Below are 22,430 nucleotides of genomic sequence, written 5' to 3'. Positions count from 1 at the left end.
CTTCTCTTCCCGGACCTCGTGGCGGCGGATATCACCGTCACCAACGCGCACGGCGTGTTCGACCGGACCATGGCGGAGTACGTGCTGGCCGCCGTGCTGTTCTCGGCAAAAGGGCTCGGAGTCACCCGCGACCAGCAGTTGCAGCGCGTGTGGAACCGGCGGACGGTCCGCACTATCGGCGGCGCCGGCGTGCTGGTCGTCGGAACCGGAAGCATCGGCCGGAGCACGGCCCGGCTCCTGCGCGCAGCCGGGGCCGACGTCGAAGGCGTGGGCCGGGTTGCCCGTGCCGCCGACCCGGACTTCGGTACCGTCCACGCCAGCGGCGACCTCGCCGCCGTCGTGCCGCGCTTCGACTACGTGGTGCTCGTGGCCCCGCTGACCCCGTCCACCGACGGGATGGTCAGCGCCCGGGTGCTGGAGGCGATGGGGCCGTCGAGCGTGCTCATCAACGTGGGCCGGGGGCGGCTGGTCGACGAGGACGCGCTCGTCCGTGAACTGGCGTGCGGTGGAATCGGTGGTGCGGTGCTCGACACCTTCAGCACCGAGCCGCTGCCCGCCGGCAGCCCGCTGTGGGGGATGCCGCAGGTGCTGATCTCGCCGCACATGGCGAGCGACGCCGACTCCTGGGTTGCCGACCTTGCTGCCCAGTTCGAGAGGAACTTCCTTGCCTGGTACGCCGGCGATCCGCTGAGCGGTGTGGTGGACAAGAACCTCGGCTACGTGCCGTTCGCGCCCGAAGCCCGGAACTGAGAGAATGACGGCTGCCGCCACCCCACCTACAGCAGGAGCAATTGTGGACAGCCGTCCGCCCACACCGGAGACCCGGAATCGAGTGTCCCCGGTCTGGATCATCTTCGCAGTCATCCACATCGGCTTTCTCGCCCGGCTCCTTCCCTTCATCACCAGCGGCGGAGTGCTCAGCGACATCCGGCTGTACCGGGAGTGGGCCTACCAGGCACTGAACGACGGCGTGTGGCAGGGGATCGACGCCGCCTGGGTCTATCCGGTGGGGGCCCTGGTGCCCATGCTGTTCGCCACTGTGCTCGGCCCGCAGCTCTACCAGCTGACCTGGTTCCTGCTGTTCGCGGTACTCAATGCTGCCGGGGTGGCGGCGCTCATCCGCACTCCGTCGCGGCAGCGTTTCCTGGCGGCCTACTGGTGGCTTGCGGCGACCGCACTGCTGGGGCCGGTCGCCGTCGGCCGATTGGACGGGCTCACGGCGCCGATGGTGATCGTGGGCATCCTGCTCCTCGGAACCAAGCCGGTGGCGGCTTCCCTGATCCTCAGCGCGGCAACCTGGGTGAAGGTCTGGCCGGCCGCCGTTCTTCTCGCCGCCGTCGTGACACTGCGCAGCCGGGTGCGGATCGTACTTGCCGGAGCGGCGCTATCCATCGGCATCGCCGCCGTGGTGGTGCTCTTCGGCGACCTCCGGAACCTGACGAGCTTCCTTGGAGCGCAGGGCGCCCGCGGGATGCAACTCGAGGCGCCGCTCAGCACGCCCGGCGTGTGGCAGGCAATCACCGGCAGCTCGGGCGCGGTCATCTTCGAGGATGACGAGATCAACACGATGGAGGTGAGGGGCGCCCTCAGCGCTCAGGTGGCAGCGCTGATGAGCCCGCTGCTCGCGGTTGCCCTGGTACTGACCGCAGCGCTCGTGGCCTTCGCGCTGCGCCGCGGCGCCCCGCCGGAGAGGGTCCTCGCTGCTGGCTCCCTCGCCCTCGTCAGCACCCTCGTGGTCTTCAACAAAGTGGGCTCACCGCAGTTCATGCTCTGGATCGCCGCGGTGATCGCCGCGGGCATGGTGCTCGATACCCACGCCAATTGGAGGTTCCCGGCCATCGCGATGCTGGTCACCGCCGGCCTCACTACGCTGGTCTACCCCATCTTCTACGACGCACTCCGCTTCGACCTCAGCCCCGCAATTGCCGCGGTCCTCACCGTCCGGAATCTTTTGGTGATCTGCATCTTCGGATGGTCACTCGTGCAGCTGGGGCGGCTCAGCAGGCACAGCGGTTCCGCACGCTGACTGTAGTAAGCGTGCGCCTGCTGTAGTGACCGCACGCTAGCCGTGCCGCACGCCGCGGCCGGCCAGCACCGACCGGTACCCCTCGCGATACGTCGGAAAAGTGAAGTCGAAGCCGGTGGAGCGCAGCAGGGCGCTGTCGCAGCGCTTGTCCCCGCCGCGAGTCGTAACCGTTTCACCCGTGGGCGGTTCCGGCAGACCGAGCTCGAGCGCGAGGAACTGCAGCACCTCGCCGAGATCCACGGGCAGTACATCACTGCCGAGATAGACGGGCGCCGGCTGCCCGACGGCGGTGGTCAGGTGCACGATGGCGGCAGCGGCGTCGTCGCGGTGGATGCGGTTGGTCCACTGCGGCTCCGCCGGGCGGACCGCCGTCCCTCTGGTGAGCTGGTCGATCAGGCGGGTGCGGCCCGGCCCGTAGATGCCGGAGAGCCGCAGGACCATCCCGGCAGCGGACCTCCCGAGCAACAGCTGCTCCGCCTCCAGTACCATCCTCCCGGTGGGCGACGCCGGGTCCGCGGGAGTGTCCTCGGTGACGAAGCCGCCGTCGGCATCGCCGTAGACGGCGGTCGAGGAGACGAAGAGGATGCGGGAGGGCTTTACGCCGTCGCGCTCGAGCGCGTTCAGCACGTTCGCGGTGCCCTCGACGTAGGCGGCGCGGTACGCGGCCTCGGTGCGCTCTCCGGCGGCGGTGGCGATCACCACCACGGTGGTGTCCGGCGGGACGGCGGGAAGGGTCCCGGTGAGGTCGGCTGCCACGCCCTCGATCGGCCGAGGGAGCCTTTCGGCGGACCGGCGCCACCCCACCACGCGGTGCCCCCGGGCTGCGAACCGCAGACCCGCCTCGGTGCCGAGGTCACCGCATCCTGCTATCAGAACCGTCATCCTTCTCATTCCCTGTCCCGTGTCGGTTGAAGCCGTGTCCCCCCGAAGCCGCTCGCCGTCGGCCTCGTGTCCCCCCGAAGCCGCCGGCCGAAAGCGGCCGGCAACTCCTAGTCCCGAATCCGCACCGCAGTTTCGCGCAGGTACAGGTCAACGCGCGTGTAGGCGTCGCGGGTGAGTGCTTTCCACAGCTCGACGGCGAGGCGCGGGTTCTCGTCCTCGATGTCGTTGATGGCGTCGGCGGTGAGCACCTTGAGCCGCACCTTTCCGAGTGCCTTCACCGTCGTCTCCTGGCGGTCGTCGCTGCCGAGCGCCAGTTCGCCGAAGGTCATTCCGGCGCTCAGTGTCGTCAGCTTCAGCCGTCCGCCGGTGGGGCCGGGCACCGAGGTCACGATCTTCCCGGACAGGATGAAGTAGACGCCCCCGAACTTCTGGCCGATACGGCGCACCACGGAGCCGTCGTCGTACGTCCGGTCCTCCATGAGCTCCGCCAGTTGTGTGATGTCGTCTGCACTCAGCGGGGACAGTGCCGGGCACTGGTCCACCTCGACCTCCGACGGCAGGCACAGCTCGTCGCCGAACTGCGCAATCAGTTCGTTCTCGCACCATTCCACGGCGGCCGTGCGGGAATCGAAGGTGGGCACGTCCCGGTCCACGTCCTTGAACGTCTCGGCGAGGGTGCCTTCGCCGTCGATCAGCACCAACTCGCGGTTCTCGCGCACCAGGTTCTCCCGGACTTCCGCGAGCAGGCGCAGCGACACGTCGGCCACCTCGTCCACGCGCCGCAGATCGAGGATCACGAGGCGGACGTCGTCGTCCAGGCCGCTGAGCTCGCGCACCATCGACTCGGTGCCGGCGAACAGGAGGTCGCCGTTGAGCTCGATGACTCTGGCGCGGTGCCCGTGCTCCCGCAGGATGTCCATGGCCTCGTCGTTGCGGCGGATACCGGAGGGTGCGGCCGAAATGTCGTAGGTGGAGCGGATGGCGGACTTGCCGGCACGCGCGGCACGGACGAAGTGGAGCTCCATGTCCTGCGACAGGCGCTGGCTGGTCGCCATGCCGCGGACACTGCTGCCATGCTCGTCGAGGGGTGGCGAGTAGACGGCGAGGCCCACCTGGCCGGGAAGGACGGCGATCGTCCCGCCGCCCACACCGCTCTTCGCCGGCATCCCGACGGTGCTGATCCACCAGCCGGCGTCGTCGTACATGCCGCACGTCGTCATCACGGAGAGGAGCCGCTCCACGGGCAGGATGTCCATCACCTGCCTGTCCGTCAGCGGGTTGCGCCCGGCGTTGGCCAGGGTTGCCGCCATGACGGAGAGGTCGAGGCAGTTCACCAGCACCGAGCACTGGCGGAAGTAGTCCTCGATCACCGGCGTGGGGTCATCCTCGATGATGTCGAAAGAGCGCAGGAGGTACGCGAGCGCCCGGTTCCGGTGCCCATGCTCGAGCTCCGAAGTGAAAATCTCCTGGTTGACGCTCAACTGACGGCCGGCGAACTCGGAGTAGGTATTGAGGATCCGCTTGAACCTGGTGTTGCCGCGCGAGCTCTGCACGAGCGACGTCGCCGTGAGAGCGCCCGCGTTGATCATCGCGTTCGAGGGCCTGCCGGTGCCGGGGGCAAGCGACATCTCGTTGAAGGAATCGCCCGACGGCTCGACGTCCACCTTCGCATCCACGGCGTCCATCCCGAGGTCTGACAGTGCCAGACCGTACGTGAACGGTTTGGAGATCGACTGGATGCTGAACTCTTCGCGGGTATCGCCGACCTCGTAGATGTACCCGTCCACGGTCGTGAGGCAGATGCCGAAGTTGTCCGGGTTGACGTTGGCCATGGCAGGGATGGTGCTGTAGGGCTTGCCGTCCTTCAGTTCCGAAATCTCCTGGTGAATGCGTTTCAGATAGCTCTCGATCGGGGATTCCATGGTTTCCACCCTAGATGATCCCGACGCCGGGCCGCCGTGGAGCGATGCGCACCGGAAAGCGACACCCGCCGCAGGCATTCCCTCTGCGATCGTCGTCTTCGACCGCGACCGCGATCGTGGGCCACCGCCGTGGGCCGTCTCCCGTCGGCCGCCTCAGCTAGACTTGCAACCCGCCGTGCGTGGTCCACGCCGTGCAGTGCCTTGCGAAGGGCACTCCAACAGATCCGGAGACACTCCCTCAATGGCGAATTCGATGGCGAAAAAGAAGACCAAAGCGCCCCGGTTCGACCGGGTGGCACCGACCAATCTGACCGCGGGGGACGCCGACGGCCTGCGCAGCGGCGATCACCGCGAGGGCGAGCTGTACGAGCGAGCCGGCCTCGACGATCAGGACCTCACCGGAATCACGTTCCTCGAGTGTTCGCTGGCGGCGGCGTCCATGAACAACACCGAACTCCGCGGAGCCCGGTTCCTCGAGTGCTCCTTCACGGAGCTGTTCGCGCCCGTCTTTCGGGCATCGCGCAGTACCTGGCGGGACGTGGTGCTCGACGGCACGCGGTGGGGTTCCGCCGAACTATACGACGGCGTCTTCGAGTTCGTGCGGATCAACGGTGGGAAGCTGGATTTCGTCAACTTCCGCAGCTCGAAACTCAGTGACGTCGTCATCTCCCACTGCATGATCGGAGAGCTGGATCTGACCGGAGTGACCGGCAGCAGGATCGCCTTCGTCAACTGCCGGATCGGCACGCTGACCCTGTCCGACAGCCGGCTGAGCGACGTCGACCTGCGGACCAGTGACTTCCGCACGATCAACGGAATGGAAGGCCTGCGCGGCGTCACGATCGACGAGTACCAGCTGAGCCTGATCGCTCCCTACCTCGCGGACAGCCTGGGCATCACCGTCGAGAACTGACGATCGTGTGCCGGGAACGGGTGTGCATCACTGTTGGTCGTGCATATTTGGTGGTCGTGCACCAATGATGGGGCTGAGAGGCTAGCGCTGGAAGCCGGCCGTCAGTGGCACCGGCGGCGCCGGGAGCACGGGCCTCGTCCGCTCGAGGCGACGCGCCATCCGGAGCACCAGCGCAGCGAAGGCGGCCATGGTCGCCACCGAGATGACGAGCCCGATCGCCGCCCCCTCCTTGGAGTTGACGTCCACGAGTCCGTACGCACCGAGAAGGAAGATGAGGCAGTTGTTGACGGCGTGCGCCGCGATGGCCGCCTCCAGTCCGCCGGTCCGCCAGGTGATCCAGCCCGCGAACACGGCGAACAGTGCGACGTCGGCCTGGCCCAGGGGCTCGTAGCCATGGCCCAGCACGAAGAACGGCACCGGGATGAGGATTGCGAAGGCAGGGTGCCGCAGCCAACTACCGATGGTCTGCGTCAGGTAGCCGCGGAACACGTATTCCTCAGCCGCCGCCTGGAACGGCACCAGCAGGAGGGTCAGCGTCACCAGCAGCGCTGTGCGGCCGTCAACCCAGAAGCCGGCTCCCGTGGATCCTCCCGAAAGGCCCGGCGGAAGGAGGAATGAAATGCCCAGGCTGAGTGAATACACTCCGACCGCGGCTGCGAGGCAGCGGCCCAGCCAGCCCCACCGGATGCGTCCGAGGACCGACGAGTGCAGCCCGATCGGTCGCGGGCCTGTGATGAGAGCAGCCAGGGCGAGAGCCGGGGTCATCAGGATGATCGTGATCATCGAGAACGCGAAGACCAGGGGGTCCGAGAGATCGATGGTCGACAGCCGGTCGACATAGGGCGTCACCCCGTTCCCGCTCCCCAGGGCGAGAACCACGCCGGCGAGGATGAACAGGATGAGGAAGGTGATGTAGAACGCCAGACCGAGCAGTCCGGTCAGCAGCGGCTTCCACCAGCGGTAGCCGGTCCATGCGCGGGACAGACGGTGGTACTCATAGGTTGCTCCATGGTCCATGGCTTCAACCGTAGTGTGCTTCCTAGCCTGCATATACCGGGGATACTGAGGCCTGCCGCACCCGTTTTTCCTTCCGGTGGCGCGTGTGGCCCAGAATCGTGACCAGGGATGAGAGCGCGGCCGACACCGCGATCCCCAGCCACAGGCCGATGTTCAGCGAAGCCGCTCCCGCTAAGGCCCCGATCAGGATCAGGGCGATGGCTGCGGCGCGCCGCGCCCAGAACGGGCTCTTCCCGCCCGCGAGCCGCGAATCCGACGCCAGACCGGTGATGGTCGACGTGACGACGACGGTGGTGATCTCGGCGACCTTGAGCCGCTTCGCTGCTGCAGCCTGGACACCCATCACCAGTGCAAGGCCCGACGTCGTGATGCTTCCGTGCACCTCCTGGGCTGCGACGTCCACGAACACGGTGTAGACGGCGAGGGCAGCGGTGCCGAGTGCCACGGCGAGGAGTGTGAGGGAGGTGCGGCCGGTCCAGCCCTCGGGTGCGCGGCGCAGGACCCGCCCGGCCAGCGCTGCGCCCACCATGAAGAACGCCAGTGCGAGGGCCGGCCGCAGGATCGGGAGGTCGGCGGCGCCGGCGAAGCCCATGCCGAGCAGCACCACATTGCCGGTCATGTTGCCGGTGAAGACACGGTCCAGACCGAGGAAACCCACCGCATCGATCATGCCGGTCGAAAACGTCAGCGCTAGCATGAGCCATAGATGCAGGCGCTCGGTGGGAACGGATGACCTCTTCACAATGTTTCCTTCGGTCATAGTATTGAATGCATCGTATACAAAGCTTAGTGTTAAGCCTCTGATTGTATTCAATCGTGACACAGTTCCTCCTGCGAAAGTGGTTTCCATGACGTACACACCTCCGGCGCCCTTCACCACCCGGCCTACGCTCCAGGGCACGTTCGGCATGACTGCGTCGACGCACTGGCTCGCGACGGCTTCCGCCCAGGCGGTGCTTGAGCGTGGCGGCAACGCGTTCGATGCCGCGGTGGCCGGCGCCTTCGTGCTGCACGTGGTGGAGCCCCACCTGAACGGTCCGGGAGGCGACATGACGGGAGTCTTCGCCACCGCGGAGAACCCCGGTCAGCCGGTGGTCCTCATGGGGCAGGGGCCCGCACCGGCCGGGGCTACACGGGAGCACTACCTTGCGGAGGGTCTCGAGCTCGTGCCGGGAGCCGGAGCGCTCGCCTCGGCCATCCCCGCCGCCGTCGACGCCTGGTTGATCCTGCTGCGCGACCACGGTTCCTGGGAGCTCGACGAGGTGCTCGCCTTCGCCATCGGCTATGCCCGGGAAGGACACCCGGTGCTGGCGAGGGTGGGCGCAACGATCGCGACGGTGTCCGAGCTCTTCACCGAACACTGGCCCACCTCGGCAGCGCTGTGGATGCCCGAGGGCCGGCCGCCTCGCGGGGGCGAACTGATCCGCAACGAGGCCTACGCCGGGGTGCTCGACTCGCTGGTCGACGCCGGCAAGGGCGCGCCGGCCCGCGAGGCCCGCATCGACGCCGCCCGCCGTGAGTGGAGTACCGGCCGGGTGGCACAGGCCGCGGTCGACTTCATCCAGACCCCCCACCGCCACTCGTCCGGCACCGACCACGCCGGTGTGCTGACGCTCGAGGACTTCGCCGGGTTCGAGGCCGGCTATGAGGCAGCCACCACCTTCGAGTTCCGTGGGTACACCATCGCTAAGACCGGGCCATGGGGCCAGGGACCCGCGCTGCTGCAGACCCTCGCGATCCTCGACGGATTCGACGACGACCACCTCGATCCCTCGACCGCATTGGGCGCGCACACAATCCTCGAGGCCCAGAAGCTGGCCATCGCTGACCGGGAAGCCTATTACGGCGACGCGGAGGTGCCGATGGACTACCTGCTGTCACCCGAATACGCCGCGGAGCGCCGCGCACTGATCACGGATTCGGCGTCCTCCGAGTTCCGTCCGGGATCCGTTCCAGGGCGGGAACCCTTCCTTCCGCCGCTCCGCCTCGAGTACACGCCGCCTGCGCTCGCCGGCGGCGCGGGCTTCGCGGGCGTAGGGGAGCCGACGGTCGCCAGGAGCGGAGAGACCCGCGGGGACACCTGCCACATCGACGTCGTCGACCGGTGGGGCAACATGGTGTCCGCCACGCCGAGCGGTGGCTGGCTGCAGTCCTCGCCTGCTATTCCGGAGCTCGGGTTCTGCCTCGGATCCCGCCTGCAGATGACCTGGCTCGAGGACGGCGCCCCCTCCACCCTCCGCCCCGGCAAGCGCCCCCGCACCACGCTGACCCCCACCCTCGTCCTCAAGGACGGCCAGTGCGTCGTCGCCGTCGGATCACCCGGCGGCGACCAGCAGGACCAGTGGCAGCTGCTGTACCTGCTGCGGACGATCGTGGGCGGCTACACGCCGCAGGAGGCCATCGACGCCCCTTCGCTCCATACGACGTCGATTCCCGGTTCGTTCTTTCCCCGGACCTGGGAGCCCGGTGGAGCTGTCGTGGAGGACCGCCTGGGCGCTGACGTCATCGACGATCTCATCCGGCGCGGGCACGTGGTGACACGCGCGGGTGACTGGTCGCTCGGACGGCTGTCCTCGGTGACCAGGGATGCGTCATCGAATCTCCTCACTGCTGCGGCGAACCCGCGGGGAGCACAGGGTTATGCCGCCGGTCGATAAGCAGGGTTCCAACGACGTCCCGGCGGCTCCGCACCGAGTCAAGGACGAGATCCGCAGGGACATCATCTTCGGCGGACTGTTGCCGGGAACCCGTGTGACGGAGGCGGCGCTCGCCCGGAAGTACGCAGTCTCCCGGGTGCCGGTGCGGGAAGCCCTGCGCGCGCTCGAGGCGGAGGGGTTCGTCGAGTCGAAGCCCTATGCCGGATCCACGGTGAGCGATATTCCTGCCGACGAGGCCGACGACCTTTTCCTGGTCCGCGAGGCACTCGAGTCGGCGCTGGCCCGCCGGGCCGCGCGCCGTTCCTCCCGCCAGTTCGCGGAGGACGAGCACGGCGTCGAGTGGAGGAGGGTGCGCAAGGACCTTGCCCTGCTGCTGGACGAGGGGGACGCCGTCGTGGCGGGAGATGACCTGCTGCCGCTGCCCGAGCTGAACATCCGCTTCCACCTCGGCATCGCCGAGCTGAGCGGAAGCGCATCCCTGATGGCGCTGCTGCGCCAGATATCCGGCAAAATCGAGTGGCTCTACGCCACCGACGTGGACAACCGTGGCAAGCAGTCCTGGTCGGAGCACCGGCTCGTCCTGGCGGCGATCGACGCCGGCGATGCCGCGGAGGCCGAGCGGCTCATGGGACGCCACGTGAGCCGCTCCCGGACCGGCTACCGGGACCGCTTCGCGGGAGCGCAGGCGCACGGCGGTGCGGGAACCCCGGAGGAGTCCGGCTAGAGGAAAGGCCGGAGCGGAGCCAGGATGGCCTCGCTGACGCGGGCCACCACGTGCCGGCTGTTCCACTCCTCGAGCGTCAGGGTGCGGGTGTTGGAGCTGTCGATCCCGAAGATGTGTTCCATGGTGCCCGCGAGGTTGCGGTCGAAAATTTCGAGGTTGATCTCGTAGTTGCCGGTCAGGCTTAGCCGGTCGATATTCGCGGTGCCCACGGTGGACCATTCGCCGTCGATGGTCGCGGTCTTCGCATGGATCATGGAGTTCTGGTACAGCAGCACGCGTACGTCGGCGTTGAGCAGCGCTGAGTAGAAGCCCCGGGACAGCCAGTCGGACACCACATGGTTGGAGTCTTCGGGGAGAAGGACCCGAACATCGACCCCCCGCCGGCTCGCCCTCAGGAGTGCGGAAAGAATCTGCTGGTCCGGGATGAAGTACGCCGTGGTGATGTAGATGTGGTGCTTGGCCCGGTTGATGGCGTCGAGGTACATGCCGCGGATCGGGAAGACGAGGTTGGCGGGGATGTTGTTCACCGCACGGATGCGCGGTTCCCAGAAATCCGCGCTGATGTCGGGAAGTTCCGGCCGCCCCGGCTTCGCGCGCAGGTTCCAGAGGCCCACGAACGCCTCGCGCAGCTCCCACACCGAGGGACCCCGGACGGCCAGGTGGGTGTCGCGCCACTTGGTGGCGTACAGCGTCCCGATGTTGTAGCCGCCGACGAACCCGACGGTGTCGTCGACGATGAGGAGCTTCCGGTGGTCGAATCCCGTGCCCCGGATGTTGGTGAAGAGAATCGACAGGCGCACGACGGGGAACCGGTAGACCTGCACGAGGGGATGGAATTTGTAGAAGAACGGACTGACCACGAGGTTGGCGAACCCGTCGTAGATCACGTAGACGGCGACCCCCCGCTCCGCTGCACGGTTCACCGCATCCCGGAACCGCGCGCCGGTTTCGTCACCCTTCCAGATATAGGTCTCGAGCAGCACCTGGTGTTCTGCCTGGTCGATCGCGTCGATCATGGCGTTGTACAGGTCCTCGCCGAAGGTGTACACCGTGGTGGAGGTGTCCGCGATGGTGTTCGCGAACGTGCCCGGCTGCGGGAACCCGTTGCGTCGGGTCCGGACCCGACGCTCATAGGCATCGATCCCGACAAGCCCGGCGATCACCAGGGCCTGGGCGGACATCAGGGCCAGTGCGCCGCGTTTCACCGTGGTGCTGGCAAGTCCGACGGCATGCCGGCGACTGGGTAGGTGCATGGGACGAGCCTAGCGCCCCTTCCGGTGCGTCAGTGTCCGCCCACCGCCCGGGCCATGGCGACGGCGGTACCGACACCCTGCGTCCAGACCGCTCCGTGACCCGGCAGGACAGTCCCTGCCGAGGTTTTTTCGAGTGCCTGGAGCGACCGGAGGGCGGTGGGAGTGTCGGCGGTCGCGGCGCTGGCGATGATCTGCGGGCCGGCATGTCCGGTGTAGGGATCAAGGGTCACCAGCGCGTCGCCGCTGATCAACGCATCGCGGTCGGGAAAGTACAGCGCGCAGTGCCCCTTCGTGTGGCCGGGGGTCGGGATGAGCATCGGATGGCCGGGAAGCGAGGCCGCCGCTTCGGCGGTGAGGGGCTGCAGTTCCCGAACGCCCCGAACGGCGAGCGCTCCGGCCGCCGTCATCCGGACCAGCCCGGGAATCGCCCGCGGATAGCGCAGCGGGTAGAGGAACGGGGTCTTTTCGCGCTCGTAGCGGTACGGGTGGGCGGCGATATAGGCGTCGTCCGGATGGCCGAACACCGGAATGCCGTGGCGCGCCCGGAAGTATTCGGCGGTGCCCACGTGGTCGAAGTGTCCGTGCGTCAGGACCACGGCGCGCACATCGAGGATGCTCCTCCCGAGCATGCCGAGCGCACTGAAGATCTCCCGGCGTGCACCCGGCAGGCCGGCGTCGACGAGGGTCAGACCGTCGTCGTCCTGCACCAGGTAACAGTTGGTGTTGGCGTGCTCGATGCTGTGGATGCCGCTCGCAACGTCCTGCCGGAACATGGCTCTCCCTTCGATGGGTTTCCACTGCGAACCCTAGGCAGGCTGATCCTGTGTACGCAAGCATTCCCGGTCCCCATCTCGGCCAGCATCTCGACCTACAGGAGGGTAGCGGCCGTTTCCTCCGGTTTCGGCTCGACAGGTTCTATGAGGTCGGGACCGTTGTTCCGCACCGACCCCACCCGGCTTCCCACCAGGCGCGGGACGAGTGCCGGGTCCGGGATGCTGCCGAGGAGGTGCTGGATCTTTGCCTTCGAGGAATTCTTCGGGTCCAGCCATTCGCCGAACTGGTCCGGCGGAACGATCACCGGTGTGCGGTCGTGGATGGAGCCGAGGGCGTCGCTTGCCGGACGGGTGATGATGGTGCAGGTCATCAGCCAGGAGTGGGCACTGTCGGGGGGTGAGGCCGGGTCCAGCCAGAACTCGTAGAGCCCGGCGAACGCAAGCTGACCCGACTCCGGGTCAGCGTGGAGGTACAGCGGAGTTTTCGAACCATCGGGATTCTTGCGCCACTCGTAGTAGCCATCGGCAGGTACCAGGCCGCGGCGCCGGAGCGCCGCGGAGCGGAACGACGGTTTCTCGAGGACGGTCTCGCTGCGGGCGTTGATCATGCGGGCGCCGACAGCCGGTGACTTGGACCAGGACGGGACGAGCCCCCAGCGGGCCGTTTCGAGCCGACGAGTGAGCTCACCGGTTTCAGGATCGAGCCGCTCGACCACCACGTGGACAGCGTCCGTCGGTGCCACGTTCCAGGAGGGGTGGATGTCGTCGTCGGGCGCATCATCGACGTCGAAAGCGGCGATGAGATCGGCTTTCGACCCGGCAATAACAAAGCGTCCGCACATGCGTCGATTGTGCCGCACGGAAGGGCCGAAAAGCCATGGCTCGCCGGCCTGCCTGCTACTTCTTGCTGTCCAGCAGCAGGCCGAGCCCGATGCCGAGCATCCAGATGTCCTTGGCGATGGCAGTACCGTCCTGCGTGGGACGGACGCCGTCCTCCTCAGTCATGCCCGGCATCTTGAAGTACATGGCCATCATGCCCCCGGCGAAGGCGGTAAGGCCGAGGCCGGCCAACCGGCTCGGGACGAATGGTGCAAGGAGCGCGGCTCCCAGCCCGATCTCGACCATGGAGATGATCTTGCCGAACTTCTCGGGCTCGAGCTGCGCGACCTGCGGGAACGCCGTCGAGGCCATGCCCTGCATGCCTGCTGCACTGTCCTTGTCCAGCGCCGTCTTGCCGAGGCCGGAGTTGAGGATGAAAGCGCCGGTGGTGAGCCGGAGGGGGATGTGGCTGAGGCGGATGCCCATGAGTGTTCCTTTTCTCTGCGGGGAGACTGCTGGCTTTGTGCGGGGAGACTGCTGAGGGAGACCGGGAAGCCGGAAGTCGGGAAAGCTGTGGTTGCCGTGGCGGTTGGGAGGACGTGGACAGACTACGGGGGTTGATGCGGCACCGTCCATCGAGTGTGCAGCAATGACGGCCGACACGCTGGTCCGGGCGTTATTGCTGCGCACTGGACGGGGGAAGGGGTGCCCACCCGGTGAGGGAGAGTGGGGGAGAGGACGGCCAACCGTGACCGGTTCGTTATCGATCCGCAACATCAGCAGGCTTAGGGTAGAAGTCCGTGCTCCGCCGGATCGCAGTCATGCGGTCCGCCGCGCCCGCGGGCTACGTAACCGATGTGAAGAGGGTATGAATGTGTTTGATTTCGTAGGGGACAGGTTCAACCAGATCCTGTTCTCGAGCTGGCAACATTTCTCCCTTGTGGCGCAGTGCCTCCTGCTCGCCACCGTCCTCGCCGTCGTCACGGCAGCCCTCGTCTACCGCAGCAGCACATTGACCTCGGTCGCGAACAGCGTGTCGGCGATAGGCCTGACCATTCCCGCATTCGCCCTGGTGGGGCTGTTGATCGCCCCCTTCGGATTCGGCGTGGTGCCCGCGGTGATCGTGGTGGTGTTCTTCGCCGTCCTGCCGATCCTCCGCAACGCCGTCGTCGGACTGACCGGCATCGACCGGTCGGTGATCGAGGCCGCGCGCGGCATCGGAATGGGCCGGTTCCGGACCCTGACGCGCATCGAACTCCCCATGGCCTGGCCCGTCATCCTTGCCGGCATCCGCGTGTCGGCGCAGATGGTGATGGGAATCGCCGCCATCACCGCCTATGTGCTGGGCCCGGGCCTCGGCGGGTTCATTTTTTCCGGGTTGTCCCGGCTCGGCGGCGCGAACTCCTTCGAATCCGTCGTGACCGGCATCGTCGCGGTCATCATCCTTGCCCTTGTCCTTGATCTGCTCCTTGTCGGCCTCGGCCGGCTTACTATCCCGCGAGGTATCCGTGTCTGACACTCTTTCACCGACGAATGCACAGGGCTCCCCGGACCCCTCGAACTCCGGCACCGGCGGCATCACCGGCGCCAGCATCCTCCTCGACCAGGTCACCAAGCGGTACCCCGGACAGGGCAAGGCCGCAGTGGACGGCCTCACGATGGAGATCCCGGCAGGGAAGATCGTGATGCTGGTGGGCCCTTCCGGGTGTGGAAAAACCACCACCCTGAAGATGATCAACCGTCTGATCGAGCCGACCGAGGGCCGCATCGTGCTCGACGGCGACGACGTCACCAAGATGGACGGCGACGCCCTCCGCCGGCGCATCGGGTACGTCATCCAGGCCGGCGGACTCTTCCCCCATATGACCGTCGCGACCAACATCAGCATCGTTCCCAAGATGCTCGGGTGGAGCAAGGAGCGCATCTCCGCACGCGTCGACGAGCTCCTTGAACTGGTGTCCCTCGACCCGGGCCTCTACCGGGACAGGTATCCCAAGGAGCTCTCCGGCGGCCAGCAGCAGCGTGTCGGCGTCGCCCGCGCGCTCGCTGCGGATCCTCCCGTGCTGCTCATGGATGAACCGTTCGGCGCGGTGGACCCGATTACCCGGCTCCGGCTGCAGGATGAGCTCATCAATATCCAGAACGAGCTGCAGAAGACCATCGTGTGTGTCACCCACGACTTCGACGAGGCGGTGAAACTGGGCGACTGGATCGCGATCTTCACGGAGGGCGCGCAGCTGGTGCAGTACGACACCCCGGAACGCATCCTCGCCGAACCCGCCAACGAGTTCGTCGAGAACTTCATCGGTGCGGGAGCCGGGCTCAAGCAGCTCACGCTGACGCGCGTCAACGAGGTGGAGCTCGCCTCGGCCGTCATCGCCGAAGAGGGACAGCTCGCCAGCGACGTGCTGTCCCGGCTCGATGAGGCACAGCACGACCATGCGGTGATCGTCGATTCGAGGGGACGAGCGATCCAGTGGCTGTCACGGCGGCAGCTCAGCCGGATCGACACCATCACCGGCGACACCGATCCGAGGCTTCCGCTCGTGGGGGACAGGGCGACACTCAACGACGCACTGGACACCATGCTGGTCTCCAGCGTCGGTGCTGCGCTGGTCACGGGCGGTCGGGAGAAGTTCCTCGGAGTCATCGACGTCGAAACCATCATGGACGCGATTGGCCGTGCCCACCAGAATGCCCGGAGCGCGCATGCCAGCGGGCGACCGGTCGGAGTGAACACGGGCAGCCTGGAGCTGGCCGACGCCGGCACGGACGGGCGGCAGCACAGTGAGTAGCGCCGGGGTGGCTGACGGGACCATCGCTCCGGCAGCGCAGAATGCCTCGGTGGAGGCTGAAGCAGTCCGGCTCTCCTGGAAACCCCTGCTGTTCCAACTGGCGGGGATCATCGTGGCGGGGCTCGCGCTGCTCCTCTGGCTGCTCAACGCGGACCTCACCGACACCGAACGGACCACCCTCAGCCCCGACTCGATCCTGGGCTATACCCGCGAGCATCTCGCCCTCACCGCCGTTTCCGCCGTCATCGTGCTGCTGATCGCCGTGCCGCTCGGGATCATCCTCACCCGCAAGCCCTTCCGCCCGCTCACCGGGCCCGTGCTGGCGCTGGCCAATATCGGCCAGGCCGCACCCGCCATCGGGCTGGTGGTGCTCCTTGCTTTCTGGCTGGGGTTCGGGTTCCCCGCAGCCGTCACCTCCCTGGTGCTCTATGCCCTGCTGCCGGTGCTCCGCAACACGATGGTCGGCATCACCCAGGTGGACGGGCGTCTCGTGGAGGCCGGCCGGGGTATGGGTATGAGTGCGATGTCGGTGCTGCTGCGGGTCGAGCTCCCGCTTGCCGTGCCGATCATGCTGGCCGGCATCCGGACGGCACTCGTGCTCCTCGTCGGTACCGGGGCACTTGCAGCCTTCATCAACGGCGGCGGCCTCGGGATCCTCATCACCACCGGCGTCAACCTCAACCTGCCGCGCGTGCTCATTGCAGGAGCCGTGCTGGTGGCGCTCCTCGCGCTGCTGATCGACTGGCTCGGCCGTGTCGTGGAACACGTCGCCCGCCCGAAAGGACTCTCATGACACCCGCATCCGCCGGCCTGCCGCCGCGTCGCAGGGCCGCCATCGTCCTGCTGGCGACGGCAGGCGTCCTCCTGACCGGCTGCGGACTGCAGCCCGCCACGTCCTATGTTCCCGCTGCGGGCCCCGGTTCCATCACACCGCTCGACGGCGTGAACGACGCCCCGCTGACGGTCACATCCAAGAACTTCACCGAGCAGCTCATCCTGGGGAAGATCTCCGTCCTCGCGGCCCAGGCCGCAGGTTTCGAGGTGACCGACCTGACAAACGCTCCAGGGAGCCAGCCGGTCCGTGACCTGATCCTCGCCGGCGACGCCGACTTCACCTGGGAATACACGGGCACCGCCTGGCTCGCCTTCCTCGGAAAGGAGGAGGGCATCGCCGACCAGGAGGAACAGTGGGAAGCGGTGCGGGAGGCCGACGTCGAGAACGGCCTGATCTGGGGGGAGCCGGCACCGCTGAACAACACCTACGCCATGGCGGTCCGGACCGAAGCCATCGAAGAACTGGGCGGCATCACGAAAATGTCCCAGCTCGCGGAGCTCCCCGTCGAGGAACGCACGTTCTGCGTCGAAGCCGAGTTCAATTCGCGTGCGGACGGACTGAACCCGATGTTGGCTCACTACGGCCTGGAGCGCGGCGCCGCGGACGGCGTGCCGGACGACAATGTGGGAATCTACGACACCGGGGCGGTCTACACGGCCACGGACAACGGCGACTGTAATTTCGGCGAGGTCTTCGCGACGGACGGACGGATCGACGCGCTTGACCTCACGCTCCTGGAGGACGATCTGGGCTTCTTCCCGGCCTACAACGCCGCTCCCGTGTACTTCGCCGAGACACTCGACGAGTACCCGGGCCTGGAGGAGGTCTTCGAACAGATCGCCCCCGAACTCACGGATGAGGCGCTCCGGGAGATGAACCTCCTGGTCGACGTCGAGGGCGAGGAGCCCGGCGACGTGGCGTTCGACTTCATGGTGGAGAAGGGCTTCATCTCGGAGCCGTAGCAGTAGCCGGATGGTGGCCCCTGGTAGTTCCGGCGATGTTCAACGACTTGCCGTGCCGGGTTCACGTTCCTTTCCCCCCGCCTCTGTTTTGATGGAGTGGAATCGGCTTGTACTTACCAGCTATCCAGAGGGTTTCCCATGGAGTACCGCACGGCCGAGCATCCGAGGCCGCAGCAATTCATCCTGCACCTGAGCGACACACACCTCCTGGGAGGCGCCGAACCGCTCTATGGAGCGGTGGACAGCGAGGAGCGGCTCTGCCAGATCTTCGCCGACCTCGAACGGTCCGGTGCCCGGCCCCAGGCGATCGTCTTCACGGGCGATCTCGCAGACAAGGGCGAGCCGGGAGCGTATGACAAGCTCCGTGCCATCGTGGACCCCGCTGCGCAGCGGCTGGGCGCCCAGGTGATCTGGGCCATGGGCAACCACGACGACCGCGCGGCCTTCCGCGCAGGGCTCCTGGACCAACCCGGCGGTACAGCGCCCGTGGACATGGTGCACGACGTCGACGGACTGCGGATCATCACCATGGACTCGAGCGTCCCCGGCCACCACTACGGGCAGTTCACCCGGGACCAGCTGGTGTGGCTCGCCGATGAGCTCCTCACTCCAGCGCCGCACGGCACCATTCTCGCCCTGCACCATCCACCGGTTCCGAGCGTCCAGGACCTCGCAGTGCTCGTTGAACTGCGGGACCAGCGCTCGCTCGCCGAGGTGGTCCGCGGCAGCGATATCCGCACCATCCTCGCGGGTCACCTGCACTACTCGACCACCGCAACCTTCGCGGGCATCCCCGTCTCGGTGGCCTCCGCCACCTGCTACACGCAGGACCTCCTGTACGACGGCGGGGGGACCCGCGGGCGCGACGGCGCGCAGGCGTACAACCTGGTGCATGTGTACGAGGAGACCATCGTGCACTCGGTGGTCCCGATCGGCCAGCACACCGCGGTGGGTGAGGTGGTGCCGCGCGAGGAGACCCGACGACGGCTCACCCGGGCCGGAGTGCGGATTGCCGAGGCACCACCGGCGCGCCAGCTCTCCCGCGTCTGAGCGACGCCGGTCGGGTCTCAGGGAGACCGGTCGCCTCTGAGCGACGCCGGTCCCGGCGTCGTAGCCCCACCAACCCGTCGGGGCGTGCCGCACCGGACCGCGGTCGGAATCGCCTAGCGCAGCGCGGCCGGAAGCGCCACGCTGAACAGCGTCCTCGGGTCCTGGAGGAGCGCGGGCGGATCGAAGTCCTGCCGCGTCAGCCAACCATGCAGCGAAGCCGTCCGCAGCAGTCCGTCCTCATGCATCAGGACCGGTCCCACTGTTCCCAGCCGGAAGCGCTCGCCGTCGGGGTCGGCTATCGCCACCGTATCGCCGGTCGTCAGGGATTCCTCGAAGACCTCGAGCTGCCGCTCCCACTTCCCGGGCTTCCGGCCGGGCGGACCGGGCGCTCCGGGCGGCATGAGCAGGTCGGCCACCCCATCCGGAGGGTGGGCCTGGGCGCGCCAGATCCAGAGCCGGCTGCCCACGGGGTCGGCCGGGAGCAGTACCTCCGCCGGCTCCGGCCAGACATACGCGAGGTCCTCGGGGACACCCGGGAAGCGACCCCGGTAGATGCCGGAGGCCTTCTGCACCAGGTTCGACTGGTGGCTCAGGTGGAACGTCAGGTCGCCGAGCCAGGGCGGCATGGCGACGTCGGGCTCATCAAGCACCTCCGGGGCGAACTCCAGGATCTGGTGCCCGGTTGAATCATGGTGTCCACGGGACACCCACTCGTCCACCATCGCCAGGCCGTAGAGCGTCAGCGCCGGGACGTACCCCATCCACATGCGGATGGCCGGGTGGCTCCGCCAGCCGTAATCCGGAATGACGAGTGCCCGCAGGGTCTGCAGGGTTTCCACGCGCTGCTTGCCGAGCCGTGCCTGATCGAGCACAGCGGCGCTGGAAGCGAAATCGGCGTACGGCAGGAAGGTCTGCATGGAATCAGCCGGTCACTTCTCCCAGGGGGCCTTCACCGGGAAATACTTCTCGAGGAATTCGGTGACGAGCCGTGCCCGCTCGCCAGCGGGCACCTCGGGAAAGCTTCCGTCATTGAGGCAGAAGAAATCCTGGTTGCGCTTGTCGAGCATCTTGTTGAGGCTTTTCAGGCCTGAGCGCGACGTCGTATCCACGTAGGCGACCTTCGCCCTCTCCTGGGTGACTGCGCGCCCGGTCAGCAGGGAGTAGTAGTGGTACAGCGAGTTCGTCACGGAGATGTTGTCCTTCGCGCGGAACCGTGAGGCGGCCGTCGCCGCGAACTCGGCGGCGAACTCCTCCTCCATCTCCAGCAGGACACTCCTGCGCAGCGGTGCGGCGGTGTGTTCGAGGTGGCGGGTGGTGATTCGGCCGAACCGCTGATGCAGCAGGCGGCGGTTCACCCGTGCGGCGTTCTCGAAGCCGCTGCGCTCGGCGTCGTTGTCCCCGAGGCCGATGCGCGTGTCCGCCTGGATGAACTTGGTGACGCCGCCGGGGGAGAAGAACATATCGGGGCCCACGGGCCGGCCGAAGAACATGTCGTCGTTCGAATACAGGAAGTACTCCGACAAGCCGGGAATGTGCTGGAGCTGGCTCTCCACGGCCTGGGAGTTGTGCGTGGGCAGGACCGACGGATCCCGGAAGTGCTCCTCCGATCGCACGAACGTGACGGACGGGTGCTCGGCGAGCCACTGCGGACGGTCGGAGTCGGAGGCGATGAACACCCGGCGGATCCATGGCGCGAACATGTAGACCGAGCGCAGCGCGTACTTGAGCTCGTCGATCTGCCGGTAACGGGCTTCGTTGTCATCACCCTCGCCGACCACCACGTCCTGCATCCGTGCAGCGCGGGCCGCCTGGTACTCGGGGCTGCTGCCGTCGACCCACGAGAACACGAGATCGATCTCGAAATCGATGTCCGTCGCGTGGTCGGCGAACATGTTGTCGATGGTGGGCCAGGTGAGGCCGTGGCGAACCACGGAACCCCGCACCGCCTCGGACGCCGGGAGGGTCCGCCTGGTCAGTGAATTCTCGACGGGAAGCTCGATCACGTCGGGATTCAGGGCCCACAGCTCAAGCTGGACTCCGGCCGACGGGCCGAAGGCAAGGCCACCCAGCGGCTCGATGCGCGGGCGGAAAAGCCGGAATATGCGGGCCTTCTCGCTGTGCGAGAGCGAGCCGTCGGTCACCAGCAGGGTGGTGCGCCGCTTGGTGTCCACCGTCCGGGAGTAGAACGGCTCGTCGCGGCAGGCCTCCACCAGGGCCAGACGGAGCCTCTCGCGGTCCTTGAGGTCGATCGCAACTACGGGGCGCTCGTCGTTCCCGCGCACCAGCAGATAGCCGATGCCGGCGTCATCGAGTGCGGCGCGGATGAACAGGAGGTCCTCCACCATGGCCTGATGAGGAGTCCGGTCCGAGTTGATCAGGGTGAAGCGCCGCTTGACGGTGGTGATATCCGTGCGGTCGGTGAAGCGGGCAACTGCCGCGCGGGATGCCGATTCGAGGATTTCGGCTTCATTTTCAGGCTCGGGCGCGCCGAAATAGACGTCGTGTTGAGCAGCCGTGTCGGTAATCGGAACCTCCGCTGGGGTAGATGAATCGTCGATTACATGATAGAGCCTGAAACGGAAGTGATCGTCGCCGGCGATGCGGGCCGGCGCAGTGCTACCTGTCCGCCTGACCCGCGGCGGCCGGCCCGGCGGTTCCGGGTGCATCCGGCACCCCGGCGGCGTTGAGAGCTCCGGGAGCACCTGCGGCTCCGGGAGTACCGGAAGCCCGGTGCGATCCTGCCAGTTGCGCCGTCAGTGAGTCGAGCTGGAGTGAGACGTTCCGGAGCTCCTCGCCGACCGCGCGTTCCTGCGACTGCTCCTTCGCGGCAGCCGGCGCCGTGACGTTCTCCACCAGCCAGGAGGCGAAAGCTGCCGTGACGGCACTGAGCACGCCGATTCCCGCAATCATGAGCCCCGCAGCGACCAGGCGGCCGGCCAGGGTCACCGGGTAGTAGTCGCCGTAGCCCACCGAGGTGATCGTGGTCATGGCCCACCACAGGGCGTCACCGAGGGTGGTGATGTTCGCGCCCGGGTCATCCTGCTCGGCATCGAGGACAGCCAGCGCCCCTGCATAGCCGAGCACGGTCATGGAGACCACCACATACAACACGATGTGGCCGCGCAGCGCGTCGCCGCCGGAGCGGTTGAGGACGCGCAGCAGGGGGATCAGCCGAAGCAGGCGGAGCGGCCGCAGAACAGGGAGGACGATGACCACGAGCTCATGGAGGTGACGGAGGAACCAGCGTCCCCGCCGTTCGGCGAGCAGCATGTTGACGACGTAGTCGATCAGGAAGCACGCCCAGACGAGCCACAGCACGGTCTCCAGCAGAAAGTGCTGGGCCGGGGAGACCGCCGTCGTCACCTGGATGGTATAGGCGGCGAGGAAGACGAAGGCCGCGGCGATGAGGGGCCAGTCGGTGTACTTCCGCCAGGTTCCCTGTGTCATCGGGGGACCGATTCCCGAGCGATCGGGGGCGTGGGGCGGGAAGCGGCGCGGAGGGTACGAGGGGCGATGTCGAAGGGAGGAATGGGATGCTCCTAGTACTGCTCGTACAACTCGCCCACGGCAAGTTCGGCGTCGAGGCGGTTGTCGGTTCCCGGAAGGGGACAAGCCCAGGCTTCGTCGTAGGCGCAGGACGGGTTGTAGGAAAAATTGAGATCGACGACGAGGCTGCCGGGCAGCCGCCCCTCACCGAGGTAGGCGCCTTTCACGGTGTCCAGCAGATATCTGCCGCCGCCGTAGGAGCCGCCGTCCCTGCCCGCTGTGGTATCGCGCAGTGGCAGGAAAAGTCCTCCTCCGT

The 22,430-nt window shown here is 67.2% G+C and carries 22 protein-coding genes; 10 read left to right on the top strand and 12 right to left on the bottom strand.

The window, feature by feature from the left end; all coding sequences use genetic code 11:
• Nucleotides 1-750, top strand: a 750-nt coding sequence (locus Y704_RS0111485) for a D-2-hydroxyacid dehydrogenase (protein ID WP_026550228.1), incomplete at its 5' end; no start/stop codon positions are given.
• 43 nt (nt 751-793) lie between these two features.
• Nucleotides 794-2,026, top strand: a complete 1,233-nt coding sequence (locus tag Y704_RS20760; protein ID WP_162149406.1) for a glycosyltransferase 87 family protein — start codon at nt 794-796, stop codon at nt 2,024-2,026.
• A 36-nt stretch (nt 2,027-2,062) separates the two neighbouring features.
• Here Y704_RS20760 and Y704_RS0111475 read toward each other — a convergent pair whose 3' ends face one another.
• Together Y704_RS0111475 and glsA are read right to left on the bottom strand one after the other, a co-directional pair.
• Complete coding sequence (locus Y704_RS0111475; RefSeq protein WP_026550227.1) at nt 2,063-2,908, bottom strand: SDR family oxidoreductase; 846 nt, start codon at nt 2,906-2,908, stop codon at nt 2,063-2,065.
• A 107-nt stretch (nt 2,909-3,015) separates the two neighbouring features.
• Nucleotides 3,016-4,830 carry a glutaminase A gene (gene glsA, locus Y704_RS0111470; RefSeq protein WP_035772499.1) on the bottom strand — a complete coding sequence of 605 codons (1,815 nt, stop codon included), beginning with the start codon at nt 4,828-4,830 and terminating at the stop codon, nt 3,016-3,018.
• 241 nt (nt 4,831-5,071) lie between these two features.
• Between glsA and Y704_RS0111465 the strand changes: the two genes are divergently transcribed.
• On the top strand, nt 5,072-5,743 hold the full coding sequence (locus Y704_RS0111465) for a pentapeptide repeat-containing protein (protein ID WP_162149405.1): 672 nt from the start codon (nt 5,072-5,074) through the stop codon (nt 5,741-5,743).
• An 81-nt stretch (nt 5,744-5,824) separates the two neighbouring features.
• On the opposite strand, the gene Y704_RS0111460 is transcribed toward Y704_RS0111465, so the two are convergent.
• Both Y704_RS0111460 and Y704_RS20755 read right to left on the bottom strand, forming a co-directional pair.
• The gene (locus Y704_RS0111460; protein ID WP_051476967.1) at nt 5,825-6,760 is read right to left on the bottom strand and encodes a CPBP family intramembrane glutamic endopeptidase; all 936 of its coding nucleotides are present in this window, start codon (nt 6,758-6,760) and stop codon (nt 5,825-5,827) included.
• 22 nt (nt 6,761-6,782) lie between these two features.
• Complete coding sequence (locus Y704_RS20755; protein ID WP_081747584.1) at nt 6,783-7,502, bottom strand: YoaK family protein; 720 nt, start codon at nt 7,500-7,502, stop codon at nt 6,783-6,785.
• A gap of 106 nt (nt 7,503-7,608) precedes the next feature.
• Between Y704_RS20755 and Y704_RS0111450 the strand changes: the two genes are divergently transcribed.
• Nucleotides 7,609-9,417 carry a gamma-glutamyltransferase family protein gene (locus Y704_RS0111450; RefSeq protein ID WP_026550223.1) on the top strand — a complete coding sequence of 603 codons (1,809 nt, stop codon included), beginning with the start codon at nt 7,609-7,611 and terminating at the stop codon, nt 9,415-9,417.
• Nucleotides 9,401-10,141, top strand: coding sequence for a GntR family transcriptional regulator (locus Y704_RS20750; RefSeq protein ID WP_051476966.1), 741 nt, complete (start codon nt 9,401-9,403; stop codon nt 10,139-10,141). The genes Y704_RS0111450 and Y704_RS20750 overlap by 17 nt, the downstream gene beginning before the upstream one ends.
• On the opposite strand, the gene Y704_RS0111440 is transcribed toward Y704_RS20750, so the two are convergent.
• The 4 genes from Y704_RS0111440 to Y704_RS0111425 form a co-directional block, all read right to left on the bottom strand.
• A complete protein-coding gene (locus Y704_RS0111440; protein ID WP_051476965.1) occupies nt 10,138-11,394 on the bottom strand; it encodes a phospholipase D-like domain-containing protein in 1,257 nt (418 codons plus the stop codon). The two genes, Y704_RS20750 and Y704_RS0111440, sit on opposite strands and share 4 nt — an antisense overlap.
• Nucleotides 11,395-11,423: 29 nt before the next feature.
• Nucleotides 11,424-12,167 (bottom strand): MBL fold metallo-hydrolase, encoded by a 744-nt coding sequence (locus Y704_RS0111435; RefSeq protein ID WP_026550221.1) that lies wholly within the window; start codon nt 12,165-12,167, stop codon nt 11,424-11,426.
• 95 nt (nt 12,168-12,262) lie between these two features.
• A complete protein-coding gene (locus tag Y704_RS20745) occupies nt 12,263-13,009 on the bottom strand; it encodes an SOS response-associated peptidase (RefSeq protein WP_035772497.1) in 747 nt (248 codons plus the stop codon).
• A 55-nt stretch (nt 13,010-13,064) separates the two neighbouring features.
• Nucleotides 13,065-13,472: a hypothetical protein gene (locus tag Y704_RS0111425; RefSeq protein ID WP_216698974.1), complete on the bottom strand. Its 408-nt coding sequence runs from the start codon at nt 13,470-13,472 to the stop codon at nt 13,065-13,067.
• Between the two features lie 388 nt (nt 13,473-13,860).
• On the opposite strand from Y704_RS0111425, the gene Y704_RS0111420 reads away from it, so the two are divergent.
• The 5 genes from Y704_RS0111420 (at nt 13,861) to Y704_RS0111400 (ending at nt 18,628) form a co-directional block, all read left to right on the top strand.
• Nucleotides 13,861-14,502, top strand: coding sequence for an ABC transporter permease (locus tag Y704_RS0111420; RefSeq protein ID WP_026550219.1), 642 nt, complete (start codon nt 13,861-13,863; stop codon nt 14,500-14,502).
• Nucleotides 14,503-14,563: 61 nt separating this feature from the next.
• Nucleotides 14,564-15,781, top strand: a complete 1,218-nt coding sequence (locus Y704_RS0111415; protein ID WP_026550218.1) for an ABC transporter ATP-binding protein — start codon at nt 14,564-14,566, stop codon at nt 15,779-15,781.
• 49 nt (nt 15,782-15,830) lie between these two features.
• Nucleotides 15,831-16,574: an ABC transporter permease subunit gene (locus Y704_RS0111410; RefSeq protein WP_026550217.1), complete on the top strand. Its 744-nt coding sequence runs from the start codon at nt 15,831-15,833 to the stop codon at nt 16,572-16,574.
• The gene (locus Y704_RS0111405) at nt 16,571-17,578 is read left to right on the top strand and encodes a glycine betaine ABC transporter substrate-binding protein (protein WP_035772496.1); all 1,008 of its coding nucleotides are present in this window, start codon (nt 16,571-16,573) and stop codon (nt 17,576-17,578) included. The genes Y704_RS0111410 and Y704_RS0111405 overlap by 4 nt, the downstream gene beginning before the upstream one ends.
• A 138-nt stretch (nt 17,579-17,716) precedes the next feature.
• Nucleotides 17,717-18,628: a phosphodiesterase gene (locus Y704_RS0111400; protein WP_026550215.1), complete on the top strand. Its 912-nt coding sequence runs from the start codon at nt 17,717-17,719 to the stop codon at nt 18,626-18,628.
• A gap of 113 nt (nt 18,629-18,741) precedes the next feature.
• Here the strand turns inward: Y704_RS0111400 and Y704_RS0111395 are convergent, their stop codons facing one another.
• From Y704_RS0111395 to Y704_RS20735, 4 genes are all read right to left on the bottom strand, one after another.
• Complete coding sequence (locus Y704_RS0111395) at nt 18,742-19,545, bottom strand: MSMEG_6728 family protein (RefSeq protein ID WP_026550214.1); 804 nt, start codon at nt 19,543-19,545, stop codon at nt 18,742-18,744.
• A gap of 12 nt (nt 19,546-19,557) precedes the next feature.
• On the bottom strand, nt 19,558-21,294 hold the full coding sequence (locus Y704_RS0111390) for a stealth family protein (protein WP_081747581.1): 1,737 nt from the start codon (nt 21,292-21,294) through the stop codon (nt 19,558-19,560).
• Nucleotides 21,245-22,075 (bottom strand): potassium channel family protein, encoded by an 831-nt coding sequence (locus Y704_RS20740; RefSeq protein ID WP_081747580.1) that lies wholly within the window; start codon nt 22,073-22,075, stop codon nt 21,245-21,247. Before Y704_RS20740 ends, Y704_RS0111390 begins: the two co-directional genes overlap by 50 nt.
• Before the next feature lie 92 nt (nt 22,076-22,167).
• A partial coding sequence (locus Y704_RS20735) for a DUF1684 domain-containing protein (protein WP_035772493.1) occupies nt 22,168-22,430 on the bottom strand: 263 nt, incomplete at its 5' end.

Origin of the sequence: Arthrobacter sp. Br18 (assembly GCF_000520555.1) — a bacterium.
Classification (GTDB): Bacteria; Actinomycetota; Actinomycetes; order Actinomycetales; family Micrococcaceae; genus Arthrobacter_D.
The sequence above is the reverse complement of the archived record's forward strand: the minus strand, read 5'-3'. Positions and strand labels throughout refer to the sequence as shown.

Bases quoted from the DNA above. Each gene is read 5' to 3' on its own strand.
- Y704_RS0111475 (WP_026550227.1), bottom strand. From the start codon at position 2,908: ATGACGGTTCTGATAGCAGGATGCGGTGACCTCGGCACCGAGGCGGGT.
- glsA (WP_035772499.1), bottom strand. From the start codon at position 4,830: ATGGAATCCCCGATCGAGAGCTATCTGAAACGCATTCACCAGGAGATT.
- Y704_RS0111465 (WP_162149405.1), top strand. From the start codon at position 5,072: ATGGCGAATTCGATGGCGAAAAAGAAGACCAAAGCGCCCCGGTTCGAC.
- Y704_RS0111460 (WP_051476967.1), bottom strand. From the start codon at position 6,760: ATGGACCATGGAGCAACCTATGAGTACCACCGTCTGTCCCGCGCATGG.
- Y704_RS0111450 (WP_026550223.1), top strand. From the start codon at position 7,609: ATGACGTACACACCTCCGGCGCCCTTCACCACCCGGCCTACGCTCCAG.
- Y704_RS20750 (WP_051476966.1), top strand. From the start codon at position 9,401: ATGCCGCCGGTCGATAAGCAGGGTTCCAACGACGTCCCGGCGGCTCCG.
- Y704_RS0111440 (WP_051476965.1), bottom strand. From the start codon at position 11,394: ATGCACCTACCCAGTCGCCGGCATGCCGTCGGACTTGCCAGCACCACG.
- Y704_RS0111435 (WP_026550221.1), bottom strand. From the start codon at position 12,167: ATGTTCCGGCAGGACGTTGCGAGCGGCATCCACAGCATCGAGCACGCC.
- Y704_RS20745 (WP_035772497.1), bottom strand. From the start codon at position 13,009: ATGTGCGGACGCTTTGTTATTGCCGGGTCGAAAGCCGATCTCATCGCC.
- Y704_RS0111425 (WP_216698974.1), bottom strand. From the start codon at position 13,472: ATGGGCATCCGCCTCAGCCACATCCCCCTCCGGCTCACCACCGGCGCT.
- Y704_RS0111405 (WP_035772496.1), top strand. From the start codon at position 16,571: ATGACACCCGCATCCGCCGGCCTGCCGCCGCGTCGCAGGGCCGCCATC.
- Y704_RS0111400 (WP_026550215.1), top strand. From the start codon at position 17,717: ATGGAGTACCGCACGGCCGAGCATCCGAGGCCGCAGCAATTCATCCTG.
- Y704_RS0111395 (WP_026550214.1), bottom strand. From the start codon at position 19,545: ATGCAGACCTTCCTGCCGTACGCCGATTTCGCTTCCAGCGCCGCTGTG.
- Y704_RS0111390 (WP_081747581.1), bottom strand. From the start codon at position 21,294: ATGCACCCGGAACCGCCGGGCCGGCCGCCGCGGGTCAGGCGGACAGGT.
- Y704_RS20740 (WP_081747580.1), bottom strand. From the start codon at position 22,075: ATGACACAGGGAACCTGGCGGAAGTACACCGACTGGCCCCTCATCGCC.